Source organism: Enterobacter sp. ECC_219_Taxon_10 (assembly GCF_058354905.1).
In genome coordinates, this window is record NZ_CM178005.1 from 2,798,263 (window position 1) to 2,817,120 (window position 18,858).

At 54.8% G+C, this 18,858-nt stretch carries 15 protein-coding genes; 2 read left to right on the forward strand and 13 right to left on the reverse strand.

Annotated elements, in window-relative coordinates; translation table 11 throughout:
- Positions 1–117: 117 nt before the first annotated feature.
- A complete protein-coding gene (gene ychH / locus AC4ICF_RS13360; protein WP_008499505.1) occupies positions 118–393 on the reverse strand; it encodes a stress-induced protein YchH in 276 nt (91 codons plus the stop codon).
- A 274-nt stretch (positions 394–667) separates the two neighbouring features.
- On the opposite strand from ychH, the gene pth reads away from it, so the two are divergent.
- Complete coding sequence (pth, locus tag AC4ICF_RS13365) at positions 668–1,252, forward strand: aminoacyl-tRNA hydrolase (RefSeq protein WP_047652242.1); 585 nt, start codon at positions 668–670, stop codon at positions 1,250–1,252.
- Positions 1,253–1,378: 126 nt separating this feature from the next.
- On the forward strand, positions 1,379–2,473 hold the full coding sequence (gene ychF / locus AC4ICF_RS13370) for a redox-regulated ATPase YchF (RefSeq protein WP_010432886.1): 1,095 nt from the start codon (positions 1,379–1,381) through the stop codon (positions 2,471–2,473).
- Between the two features lie 498 nt (positions 2,474–2,971).
- Here the strand turns inward: ychF and AC4ICF_RS13375 are convergent, their stop codons facing one another.
- The 12 genes from AC4ICF_RS13375 to tssH form a co-directional block, all read right to left on the reverse strand.
- The gene (locus tag AC4ICF_RS13375; protein WP_439209866.1) at positions 2,972–3,187 is read right to left on the reverse strand and encodes a hypothetical protein; all 216 of its coding nucleotides are present in this window, start codon (positions 3,185–3,187) and stop codon (positions 2,972–2,974) included.
- 434 nt (positions 3,188–3,621) lie between these two features.
- The gene (locus AC4ICF_RS13380) at positions 3,622–4,065 is read right to left on the reverse strand and encodes a DUF6386 family protein (RefSeq protein WP_316379635.1); all 444 of its coding nucleotides are present in this window, start codon (positions 4,063–4,065) and stop codon (positions 3,622–3,624) included.
- A gap of 8 nt (positions 4,066–4,073) precedes the next feature.
- Complete coding sequence (locus AC4ICF_RS13385) at positions 4,074–8,489, reverse strand: RHS repeat-associated core domain-containing protein (RefSeq protein WP_316379634.1); 4,416 nt, start codon at positions 8,487–8,489, stop codon at positions 4,074–4,076.
- Between the two features lie 3 nt (positions 8,490–8,492).
- Entirely contained in the window at positions 8,493–8,933 is a 441-nt protein-coding gene (locus AC4ICF_RS13390; RefSeq protein WP_163329930.1) for a DcrB-related protein, read from the reverse strand.
- Between the two features lie 75 nt (positions 8,934–9,008).
- Entirely contained in the window at positions 9,009–9,710 is a 702-nt protein-coding gene (locus AC4ICF_RS13395) for an Ivy family c-type lysozyme inhibitor (RefSeq protein WP_316379633.1), read from the reverse strand.
- Between the two features lie 3 nt (positions 9,711–9,713).
- Positions 9,714–10,268, reverse strand: a complete 555-nt coding sequence (locus tag AC4ICF_RS13400) for a hypothetical protein (protein ID WP_316379632.1) — start codon at positions 10,266–10,268, stop codon at positions 9,714–9,716.
- Between the two features lie 94 nt (positions 10,269–10,362).
- Entirely contained in the window at positions 10,363–10,869 is a 507-nt protein-coding gene (locus AC4ICF_RS13405; protein ID WP_226857675.1) for a hypothetical protein, read from the reverse strand.
- Between the two features lies 1 nt (position 10,870).
- A complete protein-coding gene (locus AC4ICF_RS13410; protein ID WP_316379630.1) occupies positions 10,871–13,456 on the reverse strand; it encodes a type VI secretion system Vgr family protein in 2,586 nt (861 codons plus the stop codon).
- Positions 13,457–13,527: 71 nt separating this feature from the next.
- On the reverse strand, positions 13,528–13,980 hold the full coding sequence (locus tag AC4ICF_RS13415; protein WP_041909560.1) for a hypothetical protein: 453 nt from the start codon (positions 13,978–13,980) through the stop codon (positions 13,528–13,530).
- Positions 13,964–14,767, reverse strand: a complete 804-nt coding sequence (locus AC4ICF_RS13420; RefSeq protein ID WP_045630818.1) for a DUF8093 domain-containing protein — start codon at positions 14,765–14,767, stop codon at positions 13,964–13,966. The genes AC4ICF_RS13415 and AC4ICF_RS13420 overlap by 17 nt, the downstream gene beginning before the upstream one ends.
- Before the next feature lie 20 nt (positions 14,768–14,787).
- Positions 14,788–16,209, reverse strand: a complete 1,422-nt coding sequence (locus AC4ICF_RS13425) for a serine/threonine protein kinase (protein ID WP_316379628.1) — start codon at positions 16,207–16,209, stop codon at positions 14,788–14,790.
- Between the two features lie 24 nt (positions 16,210–16,233).
- Positions 16,234–18,849, reverse strand: a complete 2,616-nt coding sequence (gene tssH / locus AC4ICF_RS13430; protein WP_116339352.1) for a type VI secretion system ATPase TssH — start codon at positions 18,847–18,849, stop codon at positions 16,234–16,236.
- Positions 18,850–18,858: the final 9 nt, after the last annotated feature.

Here is an 18,858-nt window from a genome sequence, read left to right on the forward strand (position 1 = left end):
GCTCCTTTTTTCGTTGCCAGTGCCGCCACTCTGGAGCCTTACGTTACGTGAGGGTCAATATGCTATGCAAAAAAAAACGACTCCAGATGGAGTCGTTTCGGTATTCTGTATCGGGCACTAGCTGTGCTTATGCTGGTCACGGCGGCAGCGTTTATCGTAATGGCGCACCCACCAGTATTTATCGCAGACTTCCTCATGTCCGCTTACGCGCGCCCCGGCAAGCCACAACACCGCACCGAGGAAGATACTCAGTACCGCGCCATGCGCGAAGTATTGCGGGAGATCAAGCTGCGGCAGCTGGTTTAAAATGGAATAACCCACGCCGACTACCATCACGAAGAGCCCCAACCCCATCAGCACGTTACCGAGTAACGAAGCGTTTTTGCGTTTCATGTGTCACCTCCGGAACTTTGGGTTGTCAGGGGAAAAGCCCCTAATCCTTGTGTGTAAAGTATAGACAACGCCCCTTTTATGAGTTGCGTGAATGATCACAATTACAGATAACTCCCAGACAAAAATTTACAAATAACATGTTGAACAGCTTGAAATTCTAATTGTTCAGATAAGTAATTATTTGTATTTCGCTGTTACGATCGCAGAATTTTGTCAACCGGCGCGCCAGACAGTAAACTACGCGCCAGATCTGGAACCCATTAGGAATTGAATCGTGACGATTAAACTGATTGTCGGCCTCGCCAACCCGGGCGCAGAGTATGCAGCCACCCGCCACAATGCCGGGGCATGGTACGTCGATCTGCTGGCCGAACGGTTACGTGCTCCCCTGCGTGAAGAACCAAAATTCTTCGGCTATACCTCACGTATCAACCTTGCTGGCGCAGATGTTCGCCTGCTGGTGCCCACCACCTTTATGAACCTGAGCGGCAAAGCCGTGGCGGCCATGGCAACGTTTTATCGCATCAGTCCGGATGAAATTCTGGTCGCCCACGATGAGCTGGATCTCCCCCCAGGCGTGGCGAAATTCAAGCTGGGCGGCGGGCACGGCGGCCACAACGGTCTTAAAGACATCATCAGCAAGCTGGGCAATAACCCGAATTTCCACCGTTTGCGCGTGGGAATCGGCCATCCGGGCGATAAAAACAAAGTTGTCGGTTTCGTACTCGGTAAGCCCCCGGTTTCTGAACAGAAACTGATTGACGAAGCGGTAGACGAAGCGGCGCGCTGCACCGAAATCTGGCTGAAAGACGGGTTAACGAAAGCGACAAACCGCTTACACGCTTTCAAAGCGCAATAATCCGCCCGATACGGCTTTTTTACCGCGCGTCATGCGGGTTACGTGTATAATAGGCGTAGTTATTTACTTTTCATCAATCGGTTATCGTTAACGGATTGATTATCAAGATATTAAGGTGATTTAGAAATGGGATTCAAATGCGGTATCGTCGGTCTGCCAAACGTGGGCAAATCCACCCTGTTTAACGCGCTTACCAAAGCGGGTATCGAAGCGGCGAACTTCCCGTTCTGTACCATCGAACCGAACACCGGCGTGGTGCCAATGCCGGACCCGCGTCTGGACCAGCTTGCGGAAATCGTGAAGCCGCAGCGCATTCTGCCAACCACCATGGAGTTCGTGGACATCGCGGGCCTGGTAAAAGGTGCCTCCAAAGGCGAAGGTCTGGGTAACCAGTTCCTGACCAACATTCGTGAAACCGAAGCGATCGGCCACGTTGTGCGCTGCTTCGAGAACGACAACATCATCCACGTAAACAACAAAGTGGATCCGGCTGACGACATCGACGTCATCAACACCGAGCTGGCGCTCTCTGACCTCGACACCTGCGAACGCGCGATTCACCGCGTGCAGAAGAAAGCCAAAGGCGGCGACAAAGACGCGAAAGCGGAACTGGCTGCGCTGGAAAAATGTCTGCCACAGCTGGAAAACGCGGGCATGCTGCGCGCGCTGAAAAACCTGACTGAAGAAGACAAGGCGGCGATCAAATACCTGAGCTTCCTGACCCTGAAGCCAACCATGTACATTGCCAACGTTAACGAAGACGGTTTTGAGAACAACCCGTACCTGGACAAAGTGCGTGAAATCGCAGCGGCGGAAGGTTCTGTGGTTGTGGCGGTTTGCGCTGCCGTTGAATCCGACATCGCCGAGCTGGACGACGCCGACCGTGAAGAGTTCATGGCCGAGCTGGGTCTCGAAGAGCCGGGCCTGAACCGCGTGATTCGCGCGGGCTACGAGCTGCTGAACCTGCAGACCTACTTCACCGCTGGCGTGAAAGAAGTGCGTGCGTGGACGATTCCTGTAGGTGCGACTGCGCCTCAGGCGGCTGGTAAGATCCACACCGACTTTGAGAAAGGCTTTATTCGCGCGCAGACTATCGCGTTTGAAGACTTTATCACCTACAAGGGTGAGCAAGGCGCGAAAGAAGCAGGCAAGATGCGTGCGGAAGGGAAAGATTACATCGTTAAAGATGGCGATGTGATGAACTTCTTGTTTAACGTTTGATTGGTTTTGAATGAAAAAAATCCACGCTTTGGCGTGGATTTTTTTATAGCGTAACGAACTTATCCCCTCTTGCGCAGATAGAACTCTAGATATTTTTTAGGTCTATCCTGAAACGCACGCTCTTTGCCGTAGTTTTAAGCATCGTTAAAATATTTATACGCTTCCTCGAATTGATTCAACTCATAACAGACCATGCCGAGATCGATTAATGGTGCAGTGTCTATAACCGATCCACTTGTTCGTAATGTCGTCTCTCCCCATTTCTTTGCCTCAGCGTAATCCGCGAGATCAAAATATGCGCTGTACATGCAGGCAGAGATCCAGTTGGCAAGTTCACATTCAAGCTTTGGTTCAGGGAGAGCTTGCCAGGCTTTTTGGTATTGCTCTAAAGCCTCGGCATATTTTTTTCATCGTGAAACTCGTTTCCTTTTTCAACAAAGGAGTTAATTTCGGATTCAATTTTTGGGTCTTCAAGGCCTTTCATGGAACAATGCTCCTTCATTGGAAATATTGGGATTTTTCCTGTGGGCCAATAAAATCAGCGGAATCTTTATATCTATCAGGTAGCAGTGCCCCCTGAGACCGATTGTGGCCATAATATTCAAGCTCATAATTCCTGGAATCTCTCATAAAGGCTCTGACCTCACGAGATTTAGGACCATAGTAGCCACCCTTCTGATTCCAGTATTTAACTGCATCTATTAAATGAGCCATGTCCGCATCCTGAATACGGTACCATTTACCATCAGTTGAGCTTTTAAATTACATCCTATCGCCCGTACCACGAATACGTCCTTCTCCTCGCATTCGTGCAATTACTTCACGTCCAGTTTTACTATTTTTCCCCGGGGTTCTTCCCATAAATTTCTGACATTGCAGGTTAAGACGTCCCGGCGATGCCGTCGCCCAAGGCGGTATTACTCGCTGCGGGGATCAGCCGTCACCGGGGGCTTTTCTCAGGGTAGAGTTGTTCGTCGCGAGTATACTGACAGCTTACTGAAGACAAGGGTAAGCAAGGCGCGCGAAAAAGCAAGCAAGATGCGTGCAGAAGGAAAAAAGAATAGTGTTAAAAATGGCTACGTGGTGAACTAATTAATTATTTAACATTTTTTGGATGAAAAAATCCACGCCAGGGCGTGGATTTTCATTCAGAGATAAACACCCTCTTCTAATGAATTTTCAGTAAACGTTGTTTTTGTAAAGGAAATTAGCACATCTGAACCATGCTTTTTATATTTAACCTCGTAACTACCTGGTTCTAAAGTAATAAACTCGCCTGAAATAGCATCTGAATCATCTGGCTCCAGATCTCCGCCAGTGACATCCTCTCCCGCCCCTATGAAAACCTTTCCAGTAGGTACGTTTAAAAATAACGATCCGGTATATTCACCAATGTCATTTTTAATATCAACTTTATAGTTACCATCATCTCCAAGATTGAGAAATAACACATTCCCTTTATTTATTTCTTCAACTTCATCTTCTGGAAGACTCCACCAATCTGCATCATCATTAATCCTATGCTTTAATGACATCAAATCATAAATTACTAATGTGGCAGTATCCGTCTGTATATTAATAGATTTATTCATCTTACCCCCTATTGAAATATTATCTCACTGATGGCATCTCCGGGCTGAAGCCCCGCCTTTCTGCCTGCATTTTTCAAAGAACTACCGACACTTTTATTAATAGTTTCATTCAGCATTTGTAATCTTTGTGTAGGCGAACCTCCAACAATTAAATCAACAGGATGATCAGCGTTTAACTTACTTAGATCGGGTGCTGAGCCGAACATTTTTTCAAAGCGTGCAGAAACAGCCTGCCTGTAAGAACTTTGCAAAGATGAAATCCTAACCTCATGGGTGCCAGGAGACCAAACTAACTCTCCTCTTTGAGCCGCTCGGTTTAAGGCATTCATTTTTTTCATAAACTGTCTTTCGAGGAATTTTATCTCAGTTGATGACAGCTTTGTGCTGCTTAAAATCTTCGGTTTATTGACAGTTAAGCGGGTACCTCCAGAACACCTACTCAACCCCCACGGATCCACCCACCCCAGCGCATTCGGCGCATACTGGTAAAGGTTTATCCCCCCCGCCAGCCCTATCGGGTCCTGCTGCGTAAACCTTCCGCAGTCCGGGTCATAATACCGGAACAGATTGTAGTGCAGCCCTGTCTCACGGTCCAGGTATTGCCCCTGCATACGCAGGTTCTGAGAATATCCTGATACCTGCGTCTCGCTTTCCCGCAGCAGCTTGCCCCAGGCGCTGTTCACCCCTTCCCAGCGCACCTGCCCTTCGATATCCGTCATCCGCTCCGGCGTGCCGTTCGGCTGGCAGTGGAACCAGAAAATCTCCGGGGCATCAACGCCGTCAATACGCGCCAGCGGGTCATAGCTGTCCTGATCGCTGTAGACGTAGGTGAGCGGCACATCTCCGTGCACCTCCTGCAGCAGGCGAAATCCTTCCCAGACAAACCGGGTGGTGACCGGCTTGCCGGCTGGCTGTCCGCCCAGCATCTGGCGTCGCGTTTTGCTGATGCGTCGCCCGAGCGGGTCGTAGCGGAAGCTGACCTGCGTCTGCGGCCTGTTGCGGTCCCGCGGCTGGCTGATGACCTCCGTCAGGCGATGCTCGCCGTCATAGCGGTAGTGCCAGCGGGTCTGGCCGTTATCCTTCTCCACGGTACGGCCGTGGATGTCATAGCGCCAGCGAATGCCGTTCAGCTGCGTCAGGCGGTTGTGCGTGACCTTCTCAGCAGAGCCTTCAAGCGGGTTACCGGCAGCATCCCAGCGCCATTGTTCCTGGCCTGGCAGCGTACCGTCCTGAACCAGCAGACGCCCGGCGCTGTCGTACTGCCAGCGGTACCAGCTGAACGGGTTATCGTCCCGCTCTTCCCGCACCAGGTTATTGCGGTAGTCATAATCCCAGCGGCGGGACCAGCGGCGCGGCGACGGGCGCTGGGCATTGCCGGTAAAAACGTCCCGGCGATGCAGGCGTCCAAGACGATCGTACTCGCTGCGGGTGGTCAGCAGACCCTGGGTGCGGCTGGTCTCGCGGTGAAGCTCGTCGCGGGTAAAATCGGAAACCGAGAGCTTATCCAGAGCAATGCTGAGCAGATGCCCGCTGCCGTAGTAGAACTGCTTCAGCTCGCGACCATCGGGCAGCGTGACGGAGGTACGGTTGCCCAGCGCATCATACTTCCACGCCAGCTCGCCGTGCTCACCCGCCTCGCGCGTCACGCGACCAAGCGCGTCATAGTCAAAGGCGAGCTCCTGCTCAGCCTCGGTGGTCCACGCGTCGGCTGCAAGCGCAGGGTGCAGCCCAATCCGGCTTAACAGCCCGGACGGAGTGTAGTGATAGCGGGTCTGCCCTTCCGGCGTGGTGCGGGCGACCAGCTGGCCGCTCGCGCTCCAGGCGAAGGCGTGGGTGATGGCCTCCGGATGACCGGCGGCAAACGTGCGTGCTATTGTGCGCCCGCAGGCGTCATAGCGATACTGCGAGGCTACGCCATCCAGCCCCACCTCTTCCAGCAGCAGCGAGTCCGCGCCCCAGTGGAACTGATACGCTTCGCCGTTTTCGTTTTCAAGGGCAATCAGACGCCCGCGGCTGTCCCAGCGGCGACGGACCTCTTCGCCCTGGGTATTACGGGTGGCGGTTAAGCGCCCGGCCTCATCGTATCTGAACTCACTCTCTTTCCCGTCGGCGCCCGCATGCTTCACCGGCAGGCCACGTTCGTTCCATTTGAGCGATTCCGTCCAGCCTTCCGGGCGATCGAGCTGCACCGGACGCCCTGCGGCGTCGTAGCGATATCGCGTCTCTTCCCCGTCGGCGCTAGTCTCGGCCACCAGCCAGCCCAGCGGGTGATAGCGATAGCGGGTAATACGCCCGGAACAGTCCGTCGAACGTACGATCTGCCCGGCCTCGTTGTACTCCTGATAGCGGCTGTTGCCTGCGGCATCGACCTCTTCTACAACCTGGCCAAACTCGTCCCGCCGCAGCGACGTCGTCTGCCCCATCGGATCCACCACGCGCTTCAGCCCATGGTGTTCGTCGTACCAGAACCGGGTGGCGCTGCCGTCGGCTTCAATAATGGCCGCAGGAAGCGCGCGGTGTTCCAGCCAGGTGGTGGTGCGGGTGTTACCGTCGGCGTCGTTCTCCTGAACCCGGTTGCCCATTTCGTCGTAGACGAAGGTGACGGCATTTCCGAGCGGATCGATGCGACGCGTCAGAAGTTCGTTCTCATCCCACTCGTAGCGCCAGTTTTCACCACGCTCGTCAACGTAGCGGACAATCAGATTTTGCGCGTTCCAGTAGTGGCGGCGCGTCTGACCGTCGTAGTGTTCGACGGTCGTCAGCCCGGCTGCTAAATCATAGCTAAAGCGGCAGCCGTCACCGGTGCTGGTGCGGTTTTCCACCACGCGCCAGTGATCGAATTTTTTCCAGCGGTATTCGCTCTCCAGACCGCCCGGCATCCGGTGCCAGACCATCAGGCCGTGGTCGTTATAGCGGTATTCACGCGTTACCACGCCGGAGGCATCCGTCGCGCTCGCCAGCTGGCCGCGCGCGTCGTAGCCCCATTGCATCAGCGGCCAGGTCTGGTTGCCGTCGAAATGGCTGGCTGCGGTAACCCGCTGCGGGAAACGTTCATCCTCATAGCGCAGGGTGACGTCGATAGCCCGCGGCTCGTCGTGAAGACCGATCAGCCTGCCGTGCTCGTCCCACGCCGTCAGCAGCGCGTTGCCGTATTCATCGCTGAGGGAGGCCAGACGCAGGATGGAGGGATTCACCCGGGTTGGTTTATACAGACGCCACACCGCGCCGTCATCGTCGGCAATCGCCACGTCGCCACTCTCATTGCGGCGGATAATGATGCCTTCGCTGATGCTGTAAAACGCGCGGTCGACAGGCGGCAGTTCGAAGCTCAGCTCGCGCCCGGTTTCGTCGAACCAGGTGGCGTTGTCTTCTTCCAGCGCCAGATAGCTGTCAAAGGTGGTTGCCCAGCCCAGACCGAACAGCCCTTCGCGAGTGGTCAGGCTGTTGTAGCTGCGCTGCCAGCGAAGCGGGAAGCGCCCAGGCAGCGAGAAATCGAGTTCGTCGTCGTCATTCAGCACCTTCACGCCGGTGGCGGCGTGAACCGGGTGAGAGGAGCCAAATACGGCATTCACCGCCATATCGGCCAGCATCCCACCGCCAGCCGCTGCCAGCGCGCAGGGCATGTTTTTGAGGATCTTGCCCGGGCGCCCGCGCAGCAGGGAGAGCGCAATCATCCCCAGCGCCAGGCCCGGCGTTTTACCGCTTTTAATATCGCGGACCGTGAGCGTGTCCCCACCGATGATCACGTTCGGGGAGACATCGTCAGAAACGGTGCCTTCGCAGGTGGTGCGATCTTTCGCACGCACCGCGGGCTGCCCGTTGATAAAGACGCTTTTAGAGCCTTCCGCCAGGTACTGCGGCCCGGAGTGTTTTTCACACGCCACCTTATCTTCTTCCAGCGGCGAGGTTCCCGCGGCGGCAGAGGCCACGCTCGGCTGCCACATTTCGCTACCAAACTGTCCGGCGGCGGAAAGCAGCATGCCCGCGTAATCGGCAAAGCTGCCCGGCGCCTGCGGCTCAGGGGAAGGGGTATCGGCGGGCGTGAGCGTTCCTGCCGCGCGTGCGGCGGGGATTGCGTTGGTCAGCACGTTATTTGAACCGGTGGTGATTTTACCCGCAGGCGATGGCGGGAAAAGCGCATTGCCTAATCCTTCCGCGGCGTTGCTGATATCGTCGGTAATACCCGCCACGTTCGCCAGCACGCCACCGATAATCCCGCTTAACAAACAGCTGGATCCAATTGCCGCCACGCCTGCGGCGGCAGCACCCGCACCGAGTAGAGGCGCGGCAGCCGTTGCCGCCAGCCCTACCGCCGCGCCAATCACCGCATAGGCGGCACCTTCCGCCACAATGCTGGTGATGTCAGCAAAAATGCTGGAGTGAATAATCTCGTCGCCCTTACGAGCCGCGTTGTTATCGCTCATGCCTTACACATTCCGGTTGTCGTTTAGCGTCAGACTCTGCTTAAGCGCGCTCCAGCGCACCTCGTCCTCTTCGGTGAATGTTCTTAATGCCGAGAGGGTAAAAATCATCAATACCGGTTTGCCCGGCGTCTGAACGGCAAGCTGTTTTTGCCACAGGCGCTGTCCGTTACGGTCAAAGGTGGTCTCGACTTCCAGTCCGCTGATTTTTCCATCAGGACCGGCTTTTACGTTCCGGAATTCGCTCTGGGCTATCTCACCCATCTGAGGACGCAGCACGTCCCACTGGCGATGAAACTCTTGTTCGTAGTCGTTGCCGTCCGGGATAACGCCGCGGCTGACCACCACGGACAGCCCGCTTTCGTCATCGCGAATAATGTTCATGCTGTTATCCTGCCAGGCAGCAGGAAATAGGGAAAACGAACCTTCCTGGAGGGTGTATTTCATAAGTGAACTCGGGATGATTAATATGAGGAGAAAAAAAGAGGCCAATCCATGCCGGCCCTTTGGCTGGCTGTATAGTTATTTAAGCCACTGGCCTGACTGTTCAACTAAAACATAGTTGCCTTTGCTGACAACCAATTTCACGGGTGCGTACGTCATGGTGTAAGCGATCTCGCCATTTTTGTACATTGAGCCGATTATTTTACCTGCGGAGTCTCGCAACGTTTTTCCCATTAAGGAGATTGAACTGTTATCGCTTTTGCGCGCGCCGAGATAATACATTTGGTCACATTCGCTCTCGAAATGGCCGACCCAAGCTCCGTCAAACGCGAGGCCTGATTGGCTGTTCGTTGCAAAATGCTTCGCATTGAATCTGGCGGCCCACTGCAGAATATCGGCATGAATAACCGGGCTATTATTAGAAGACTGGTAATGAATAACGTCCGACTCCGAAATCACCCAGGCCGCAAAGATTTTGCCGTCAGGATTGATGACCAGCGCGGACGCGTTCTCCTGATAGAGATCCTTTAGCCAGCCTTCAACAAACAATCCGCCACCTGGGGTGGTATACGGTTCCCCGAAGACATCAAAGTTATCAATAAAGGTCTGGTAATGATTTCCCAGCGTCTTCCTGAGATTGTCTGTCACTTCGCTATCATTAACGATGCGACTAACCGTATTGAGCTTATTGTATTGCGATAATTCAAGCGCCGATGACGTTTCAACGACGCCTGCCAATAAAGCGGTGAACAAGACGACTGCCAAATATTTCTTGGTCATAAATTACTCGGAAGAGCCATTATTGTAATTCATGGTTATTTTCAAAACGTTGCCGTCTTTCATCTCAAACGAGAGCGCTTTTTTACCCAACTCGTAGGTAATCCACTGTTCCCCCGAATCATTGTCGACCTGACCGGTACCGTATGCGCTGTTCAGTTCCTCTCTCGTTGAACCCACATGGATACCACGCGGCGTTGCGAAGCCTTCGTCAGTCAGCGTAATTTGAGACACGATATAATCATCAACGCTTCTTTCCGCTTTTTCCCACCAGAGATTGGAGCTGAATATTTCTAACCCAGCCCTTTGATGCTGGAAGAATTTATAGTTCATTCCGTCAAAAGGAACCTCACCGGTAAAACTGCCTTCCACTGGCATTTCAATTTTACAGGCAATATCAGGAGTCCATCTGTCGCCCAGGACGATGGACTGGTCTTTGACCTTCACGGAAAAATCCTGTTTTGTCAGAACGGGCGGCATAGCCTCTGCCAAAACCACATTGCTACTCAGACAACTTAACATCAGGGAAAAACTAAGAAATATGGGCGTGTGTTTTTTCACGTTAAACGTCACTGACTTGATGTAAATTACGCTTTTCACGGATGCAGCAAACCGGCAACGAAATACCCGTGCCGGCATGAAAACACAACACTTATTAACGATCGTAACGCGACATAACGACTCTATTTAGGCATTCCTGGTTCATCACCGGAAAACTAAATGCCCATGCAAGTCCTCTCTCATCAGTAACGGTTCGGTATCCAACAGATTGTCCTGCGGTATTCCCACGAGGAATGTTAGAAATTTTCACATCAGGGAAATGAGTTTTGACTTGTTCGAGCGTAATGCAAGGCTGTTCGATTACAAACGAGACAAGTGAAACGCTATTATCTCCGTTTCCCCATAAACGAACATCTAAATCACTGATACGCGTTCCATCAGATAATGTGAATGGAACTGACGTATAACGGTCTTTCACTTCTGGATTTTTTTGGACCAGTGGTTGATGGAAAAGTTTACTGACATCCTCGGTCTGTTTTCCCCAGACTGTTTTGAGTTCTTTAACAATATGCCATAAAGAATCTTGGTTCATGTTTGTTTGTCCTGCGTAAGAAAAAGTTGAAAATAGTGGGAGCAAAAAGAGGATGGTATTTTTTGTCATTCTACTTACCATAGAAACCCCCGTAATAATCGCTGTAATTGAGATCAGTACCCGAAGCTATTTCGCCTTTACCGTAGACTTTACCTATAGCTTTTGCAGCGTCAACCCGCGACAGCTCTCCACTTACCATTTTATCATAGGCTGCATTGTAAGCTTTGAGATTTTCCGGGCTTCCTGCTATATCAATATCAATACCGCCATTCCCCAGAATTTCACGCTGTATTTTGATATTATTCAAGGTTGCACCACCTTCATCCATTAGCTGGCTGTTAATGAAGTTTTCTTTACTCGAATAATCTGCAGCAACAGGATATGTGGCATGTCCTGCTTCATGAGCTAAAGTTTGTACCGTCGTGGCCGTGTCTTCCATGTGTTCAGGATCCATAACGATCAATTTATTATCCGCCTCAGCATAACTTCCCCCACCAGCCGCTCCTGGTTGAATCGCCCATCCCTTGTCTTTCAAATCTTTTAGCTGAGTTTGAAGGGTCGGTGACTTGTTGATTTGTTTAACAACATCATCATTGAAAGGCATAACGTCTGAGCTATTCGGATTATTTTTATAAACATAATTCCCTTTCAAAGGCGGGGCTGTTGTTGACGCCGAAGCTGGGGCAGGTTTCGATTGGCCTGCTGCTGGAGCCGCAGCGGGGGCAGGACGACTGGCGCTCTCTTGCGGCGAAAACTTCGCCTGCACCGCCGCATCAATATCCCCTTTATGCCCCGATCCCGGTGCCGTTGTGCCCGGCTTGGTTCCCGAGGTATTCAGATGCAGCTTACCGCCCGTGGTGATATAACCATCCCCTTCCACGAAGAAGTTAAACTCTTTGCCGATCAGGTTAATCTTGCCGTTAGCGTTCAGCTCAATAGCGCTCTCACCCGAGACCAGCCGCAGCTTCGTCCCGGAAGCAATAACATACTGCTCGACCGCCGCATCCAGTTTGCCTTTCCCCGTCAGGATCTCGGTTCCGCCTTTCACCGCCTGAGTCTGGTTCGCTTCCACACGATGCAGCTCATTTTTCTTCACATAATGGCTGCGCGCCCCGCCGACGCTGTGCGTTTCATCATTTTTAACGCTTGTGTCCATGTTGCGCTCGGCCTGGATCCACACCTGCTCTGCGCCCGCTTTATCCTCAAAGCGCAGGGCGTTGGCGTTGTCCACGGAGCCACCCTTAGAGCGGCTCATAAAGCCCATCTGCGTCGCCGCCGCCGGCAGCGCCCACGGCGGCATGCTCGCGTCGTTATACACGCGCCCGGTAATAATCGGACGGTCCGGGTCGCCGTTGATAAAGTCCACCACCACCTCGTCGCCGACGCGCGGGATCTGCACCCCGCCGTAGCCCTGGCCTGCCCACGCGCTCGACACGCGCACCCAGCAGGAGCTGGTGTCATCGCCTTTCGCCAGACGGTCCCAGTGGAACTTCACCTTCACGCGACCGTATTTGTCCGTCCAGATACTCTCGCCCTTCGGCCCGACCACTTTCGCCGTCTGCGGGCCGTAGGTGCGCGGCCACGCCGTGGACTGCGCCGGGCGGTACACCACCGCCGACGGAATGACTGTGAAATCGGTGCGGTGAATGGTCTCCCCCTCGCCGCTGGCATAGCGGTTCTCTTCAAAGTGGTAGCCCGCCGCCGTCACCAGATACTCCCCGTTGTCGCTGAAGAACGGCGCGTTGGTTAACGTGAAGGTGTGCCCCGGCGCTATCCCCGCCGCCGTGGCGGTGGCCTGAATCTGCTGATGCTCAACCTGCCAGCGCTCCTGACGAATACGGGCATAGAACTCCCCGTGCCCTTTGTCGACAAAGCGACCCGGCCAGTCGTACACGTCGATGCTGCCCGGCTTCGGCGACGCCGGGTTCTGCTGGGCCTGGAACAGCCACGCGTTCGGCTTGCGGAAGTCATAGTCGTCGAGGCTGTAAATCCCCGGCGTCACGCTGTCCTCCAGCGCCCACTGGCTGATGCCCTCTTCGTCCGTACTGCCGCCGGACGGCGTCTGGTGGTAAGGAATAACCTCGTAGCCGCTGAACGGCTGATGCTGCGTGGCGGCGTCGGTAAGCACCAGCGTGTGCTTGTCCGCCTCATGGCGGAAGTGATAGGCAATCCCCTCCAGCTCCATCAGGCGGCTGATGAAGTCCAGGCTCGACTCCTGATACTGCACGCAGTAGTCCCACACCCGGTAGCTGCCGGTGAGTTTATCCTCAACGTTGACCTGATGCTCACCCAGCAGGGTTTTCACAATCTGCGGCACCGTCTGCCCCTGGAAAATACGCAGGTTACGGTCGCGCTTCATTGGCCACAGGTCCGGCTCCACCGTCAGCTGGTACACCGCATAGCGGGTGCCCGTCAGCTCAACGGCGCTGACCGCCACGCGGGTAATCTTGCCGTTAATATAGCGGGAGGTCAGCAGGTTCTGCGTCGGGATGGTCACCGTGACCGGCTGGCCCAGCAGCTTACTGCGGTCGATGCGTGCGTCCGTGCCTAGCACGGTCAGCGCCAGCGCGAACGATTCGGACATCGCCTCGCGGCCCGTCAGTTTCCAGAACAGCAGCCCCTCCACCGGGAGCTGAACGGTAATTCGGTTGAGCATAATCTTTATTCCATATTGCTTATGCGATTCAGAAAAGAGGTTCGCATCTATGCATGAGCGTCATTTATATATCAAAGTGAATGAGTTTTTTCTCTTTTGCCCATTACGTAAATGAGAGAATATATCTTCAGAAACTCCGAGATAACAAACAACCCTAAATTCACCCACACATTTGAAATACCAAACACACTTATCAGAAGTGGGAAAAGAGAAACCGAACATCTGAATGAAATGAGACGAAAGACTTCCTGAATAAGGGCAAACTTAATCGCAACATTTTTTCTCTTAAAAAACAGCCAGGCCGAAGCAAAAAGAGAAAGCAACAAAAGCAAATCAAATATAAAAAAGAGGGTTACGATAAAGCTGTAACCGCCTCCTGAAATGACATCTGAGTTCCCTGTGAACGCGATTATATCTGAAATGAAGGGGATCCTGTTCTGGCGAAGTGAATTTATCGAGTAAAGCAAAAGAGCCAGTACATCCATGCATCCCCAGAAATACCATAATTTATTTTTTAAATTCATAATCCTCTTCTCTGACTCCAGGTATCCATTGCCATGATTTACCACTTACTGCCCAGGCATCATCGCTCTCAAGGTATTTCTGATAAATGGATCGTTGTTCTCCGAATCGTCTAATTACAGATTTTTCAGATATCAACGCGCGTGATACTCCGTCCAGGTCTGCGGGTAGTGCTGTCCAGCGCTGGATTTTGTCGCGCGACGTATTCATGTAATCTTTACCGTCCGATCCAAATACTCTTCCCTCATCCCCCATGCTCGTCAGACGATTAATCGCCATGATCACAACATTTTTTGTGCCATGATAATCATCTTCCACAGTTTTCCAGTAACCTGGCCCATAGTGAGCAGTCAAGGGAATAAAAGCATCACGCGTTGGGGCTGGTTTTCCAAATAGAGCGACATTGTTTCGGTAACGTTCGAGGATGTAACTCACGAAAGCTGAGCTGTACATCTTCTCATCTACACAAAACAACTCTCCTGACTCAGAGATGAAAAAGGGATATATGGCTTTTGTCCGTTGACGGTGGTCTGTTAAAACGACTTCTCCTGAGTCAATTAACCGTTCAATTTTACTAAGATTTTGTGCGTAGAGAGGATCAAACACGGCATTAGGATTAAATTCGAAGCGACGTCGCAACGTTAAACCATCAATGCTGTGAAATGGATTTAAAGCACCGCGCACCACAACAAATTCACGCCCTACGTCGCTCCGTGCATAAACAGGAGAGACAATCTTTTCGAATTCCTTTGGATGAAGCCTTTGGCTTCGAAGATCGTACACTTCCATAGTTTCTCCTGTTTATATTTCTACGGATTCACCAGCCAGGTGCCCGGCTTGCTGATATCCAGCGTCTGGCTGCGCGTTCTCCCGTTGCCCTGCAGTTCAATCTTCGACTCACCGGCTGGCAGCTTGAGCGAGGCATAGCCGTTCGCCGCCGGACGCAGCGCTTTTGGTTCGCCGTTCACTTTCAGCGTTTCACCGTCCTGGATACGGATATAAACCAGCGCGACCGGGCTGGCGTCGGCAGGTGGTGGCGTCTGTTGCGCCGTCGCTGGCTCGCTCACCGTCGCCGTTTCTGGCTTCACCTCTGGCGCGTTCGCGGCAGTTTCTGTCGGACGCGTCTCTGACGGAGCCTGGGCAGCCTGCTCAGGCGCATCATTCCCACCGCTGAACAGCATCGCCCCGGCGACAACGCCCGCCAGCACGCCCGCGGCAACCATGCCCGGGATCTTATAGCGACGCCAGTCAAGCACCGAAGCTGGCTTCTCTTCCTCAACCGGAACCAGCATGGTGCCGGTCTTTTTGGCGGTGAGCACGTCGTTGATCCCGGCGACCGGCATCTCAATCAGCGCCGCGAATTCGTCGATAGACTGCGGACGGTCCTCCATGTGCAGCGCCAGCGCGCGGTCGATGGCCTGCAGCAGCGGGATGGAGTAGCCCTGCGGCATGATTTCCACCAGCGGTTTGCAGGTATCCTGAATAGAGCGCACCACGCTGACCGGCGGCGGAGAACCCACAATCAGGGTACGCAGCACCGCGCCGAGGGCGTAAATATCCGTCCACGGGCCCTGCTCGCTTTCGTTGTCGTCGGTGTATTGCTCAATCGGCGCAAAGCCGGGGCGCAGCATGGTTTCCGTTTCGTCGGAAAGGTTACCGATGGTGCGGCGCGCGGAGCCGAAATCGAGCAGCACCGGCAGGCCGTTATCCTGGATCTGAATGTTATCCAGCGAGATGTCGCGGTGCAGATAGCCTTCGTCGTGGATGGTCTTGATCGCGCCGAACAGCATCGGCAGCGTGCGGCGGATCCAGGCCTCGTTGATCAGCTCCGGTTTTTCTTCGCGCAGGCGCGAAAGCGTGGTGCCGCTGTAAAACAGCGTCCCCATGTAGGCCGTGTCGTTTTGCACCCAGAAACGCAGGACGTGCAGCAGGTTCGGGTGGTTAAAACGCGCCAGCAGACGCGCTTCCTGAATGAAGCTGTTCAGTCCCGCGGAAAACGCTTTGCCAAAGCGTTCGCTGCGCAGCACCAGGGTCATGTCGTCGCCGCGCACGGCGAGCGAGGCAGGCATAAATTCTTTGATAGCGATAGTGCGTTCGAGCTGGTGATCCCACGCGCGATAGACAATGCCAAAACCGCCGCCGCCGATCACCTCTTTGATTTCAAACTCGTTGAAGCGGTACCCGACCGGGAGCGCGTTTGGGACAGTCCGATTGTTATCATTATCCGTCATCTTTTACAGTTCTCTTGATGATTATTACGCGGCAAACTGACAGTGAAACTCGCCCTGCTCGCAGGTGACGTGCAGACGTCGGTACTGCTCGTCGCTGCGGCTGGCGGTAAGTAAGATCTGGCTCATCTGAGGCAGCAAGGTGTTAGTCAGGATAGCATCCACCATGCGGCCGCCGGACTCCACCTCGGTGCAGCGCTGAACAATCTGTTCCACCACGCTGTCGTCAAACTCAGAAATAATGCTGTGATTCTCTTCCAGACGACGCTGAATGCGCTTGAGCTGCAGGCGAACAATCTGCCCGAGCATCTCGTCACTGAGCGGGTAGTAGGGCACCACCAGCAGACGGCCCAGCAGCGCCGGCGGAAATACCTCCAGCAGCGGCTGGCGCAGCGCGCCGCTCAAGGCGTCCGGCTCAGGCATCAGCTCCGGATCGGCGCACATGGCGCTAATCAGCTCGGTGCCCACGTTGGACGTCAGAATAATGATGGTGTTGCGGAAATCAATGTGGCGCCCCTCGCCGTCTTCCATCCAGCCTTTGTCGAAGACCTGGAAGAAAATCTCATGGACGTCCGGGTGCGCTTTTTCAATTTCATCCAGCAGCACCACGCTGTAAGGGCGGCGGCGCACGGCCTCGGTTAACACGCCGCCTTCACCATACCCTACGTACCCCGGAGGCGCACCTTTTAAGGTGGAAACGGTGTGCGCTTCCTGGAACTCGCTCATGTTGATGGTGATAACGTTCTGCTCGCCGCCGTACAGGGATTCCGCCAGCGCCAGCGCGGTTTCGGTTTTCCCGACGCCGGACGGGCCGCACAGCATAAATACGCCCACCGGTTTGTTCGGATCGTCCAGTTTCGCCCGCGAGGTTTTCACGCGGCGGGCAATGAGATCCAGCCCGTGACGCTGGCCGATAACGCGCTGGTTCAGCGTGTCGGCAAGGTTGAGTACCGCGTCGATCTCGTTTTTCACCATCCGGCCCAGCGGGATCCCGGTCCAGTCAGAGACCACCGCGGCGACCACGTTTTCATCTACCGCCGCAAACAGCAGTGGCTCGTCTCCCTGTAAGGTGTTCAGCGCCTGCTGCTGCTCCGCCAGCTGGCTGTGCAGCTCAGCGGTGTCTTCCTCACCCGCTGCGAACAGCGCGGCGCGCAGGCGAATAATCTCCTGCACCAGGCTGCGCTCTTCTTCCCAGCGCTGGGCCAGGGCTTCGCGTTTTGTTTCGTACGCGTCGCGTTCTGCGCGTAACGCCGTGACGCGCTCGGCCTCACCGGCCCCCACGCGCGCTTCGCGTTCTGCGATCTCAATTTCCACGTCAAGCGCAGCAAGGTGGCGCAGGCAGTCTTCCAGCTGCGCAGGCGGCGCGCTCTGGCTGACCGCGACGCGGGCGCAGGCGGTGTCGAGCAGCGCAACGGCTTTATCCGGTAACTGACGCGCCGGGATGTAGCGGTGGGACAGCTTCACCGCCGCGCTGACCGCCTCGTCGAGCAGCAGGACCTGGTGGTGCGTCTCCAGCGGCGACACGGTGCTGCGCAGCATCAGAATGGCTTTCGCTTCGTCCGGCTCGTGAACCTGAACCGTCTGGAAACGACGGGTCAGCGCCGGGTCTTTCTCGATGTACTTTTTGTATTCCGCCCAGGTGGTGGCGCCGATGGTGCGCAGCTGACCGCGCGCCAGGGCTGGCTTCAGCAGGTTCGCCGCATCGCCGGTACCCTGCTGGCCGCCTGCGCCAATCAGGGTGTGGATCTCATCGATAAACAGAATGATCGGCGTGGCGCTGGACTGGACTTCGTTAATGAGCGCCTGCAGACGGGCTTCAAACTCGCCTTTCATGCCCGCGCCGGCCTGCAACATGCCGATATCCAGCAGCCACAGCTGAATATTTTGCAGCGGCTCCGGGACGTCGCCGTCGGCGATACGCAACGCCAGCCCTTCCACCACCGCCGTTTTCCCAACCCCGGCTTCCCCGGTCAGCAGCGGGTTGTTCTGGCGGCGACGCATCAGGATATCGACCATCTGGCGGATCTCCTCGTCGCGCCCGACAACCGGGTCAATCTTCCCGTCGCGTGCGCGGGCGGTCAGGTCCTGGCCGTACTGGGCCAGCGTACCCTGAGCCGCCGGGACCGCACCCGCGGGCGCGTCGACGGCGGCAGCGGCCTGCTGCGTCTCTTTGCTGTTGGCGCAGATGGCGTCGAACTGCTCAATCAGCACCTCAACGTTAAGGCGAGTGAACTGCGCCGAAATGCTTTTCAGCACGTTGGCCAGATTCCAGGTTTTGAGGATGCCGATCAGCAAATGGCCGCCGCGAATGCGGCTGACGCCGAACTTCAGCGAGCCGAAGACCCAGGCGCGCTCCACGGCGCTGTCAATATGTTCAGAGAGATCGGAAACGGAACTTGCGCCGCGCGGCAGAGCGTCCAGCGCCGCCACGATATCGCGCGCCAGCTGCTGTTCATCAAGGGCAAAATGGCGGATGACCTGCTGCAGATCGCCATCCTGCTGCTGCATCAGCTGATGCAGCCAGTGCACCAGCTCAACGTAGGGGTTGCCGCGCAGCTTGCAGAAGGCAGTCGCGCTTTCCAGAGAGGTAAATAACAGCGTATCCAGTTTGCCGAAAAGCACGGCACGGCTAATTTCTGACATGTTAGTTTC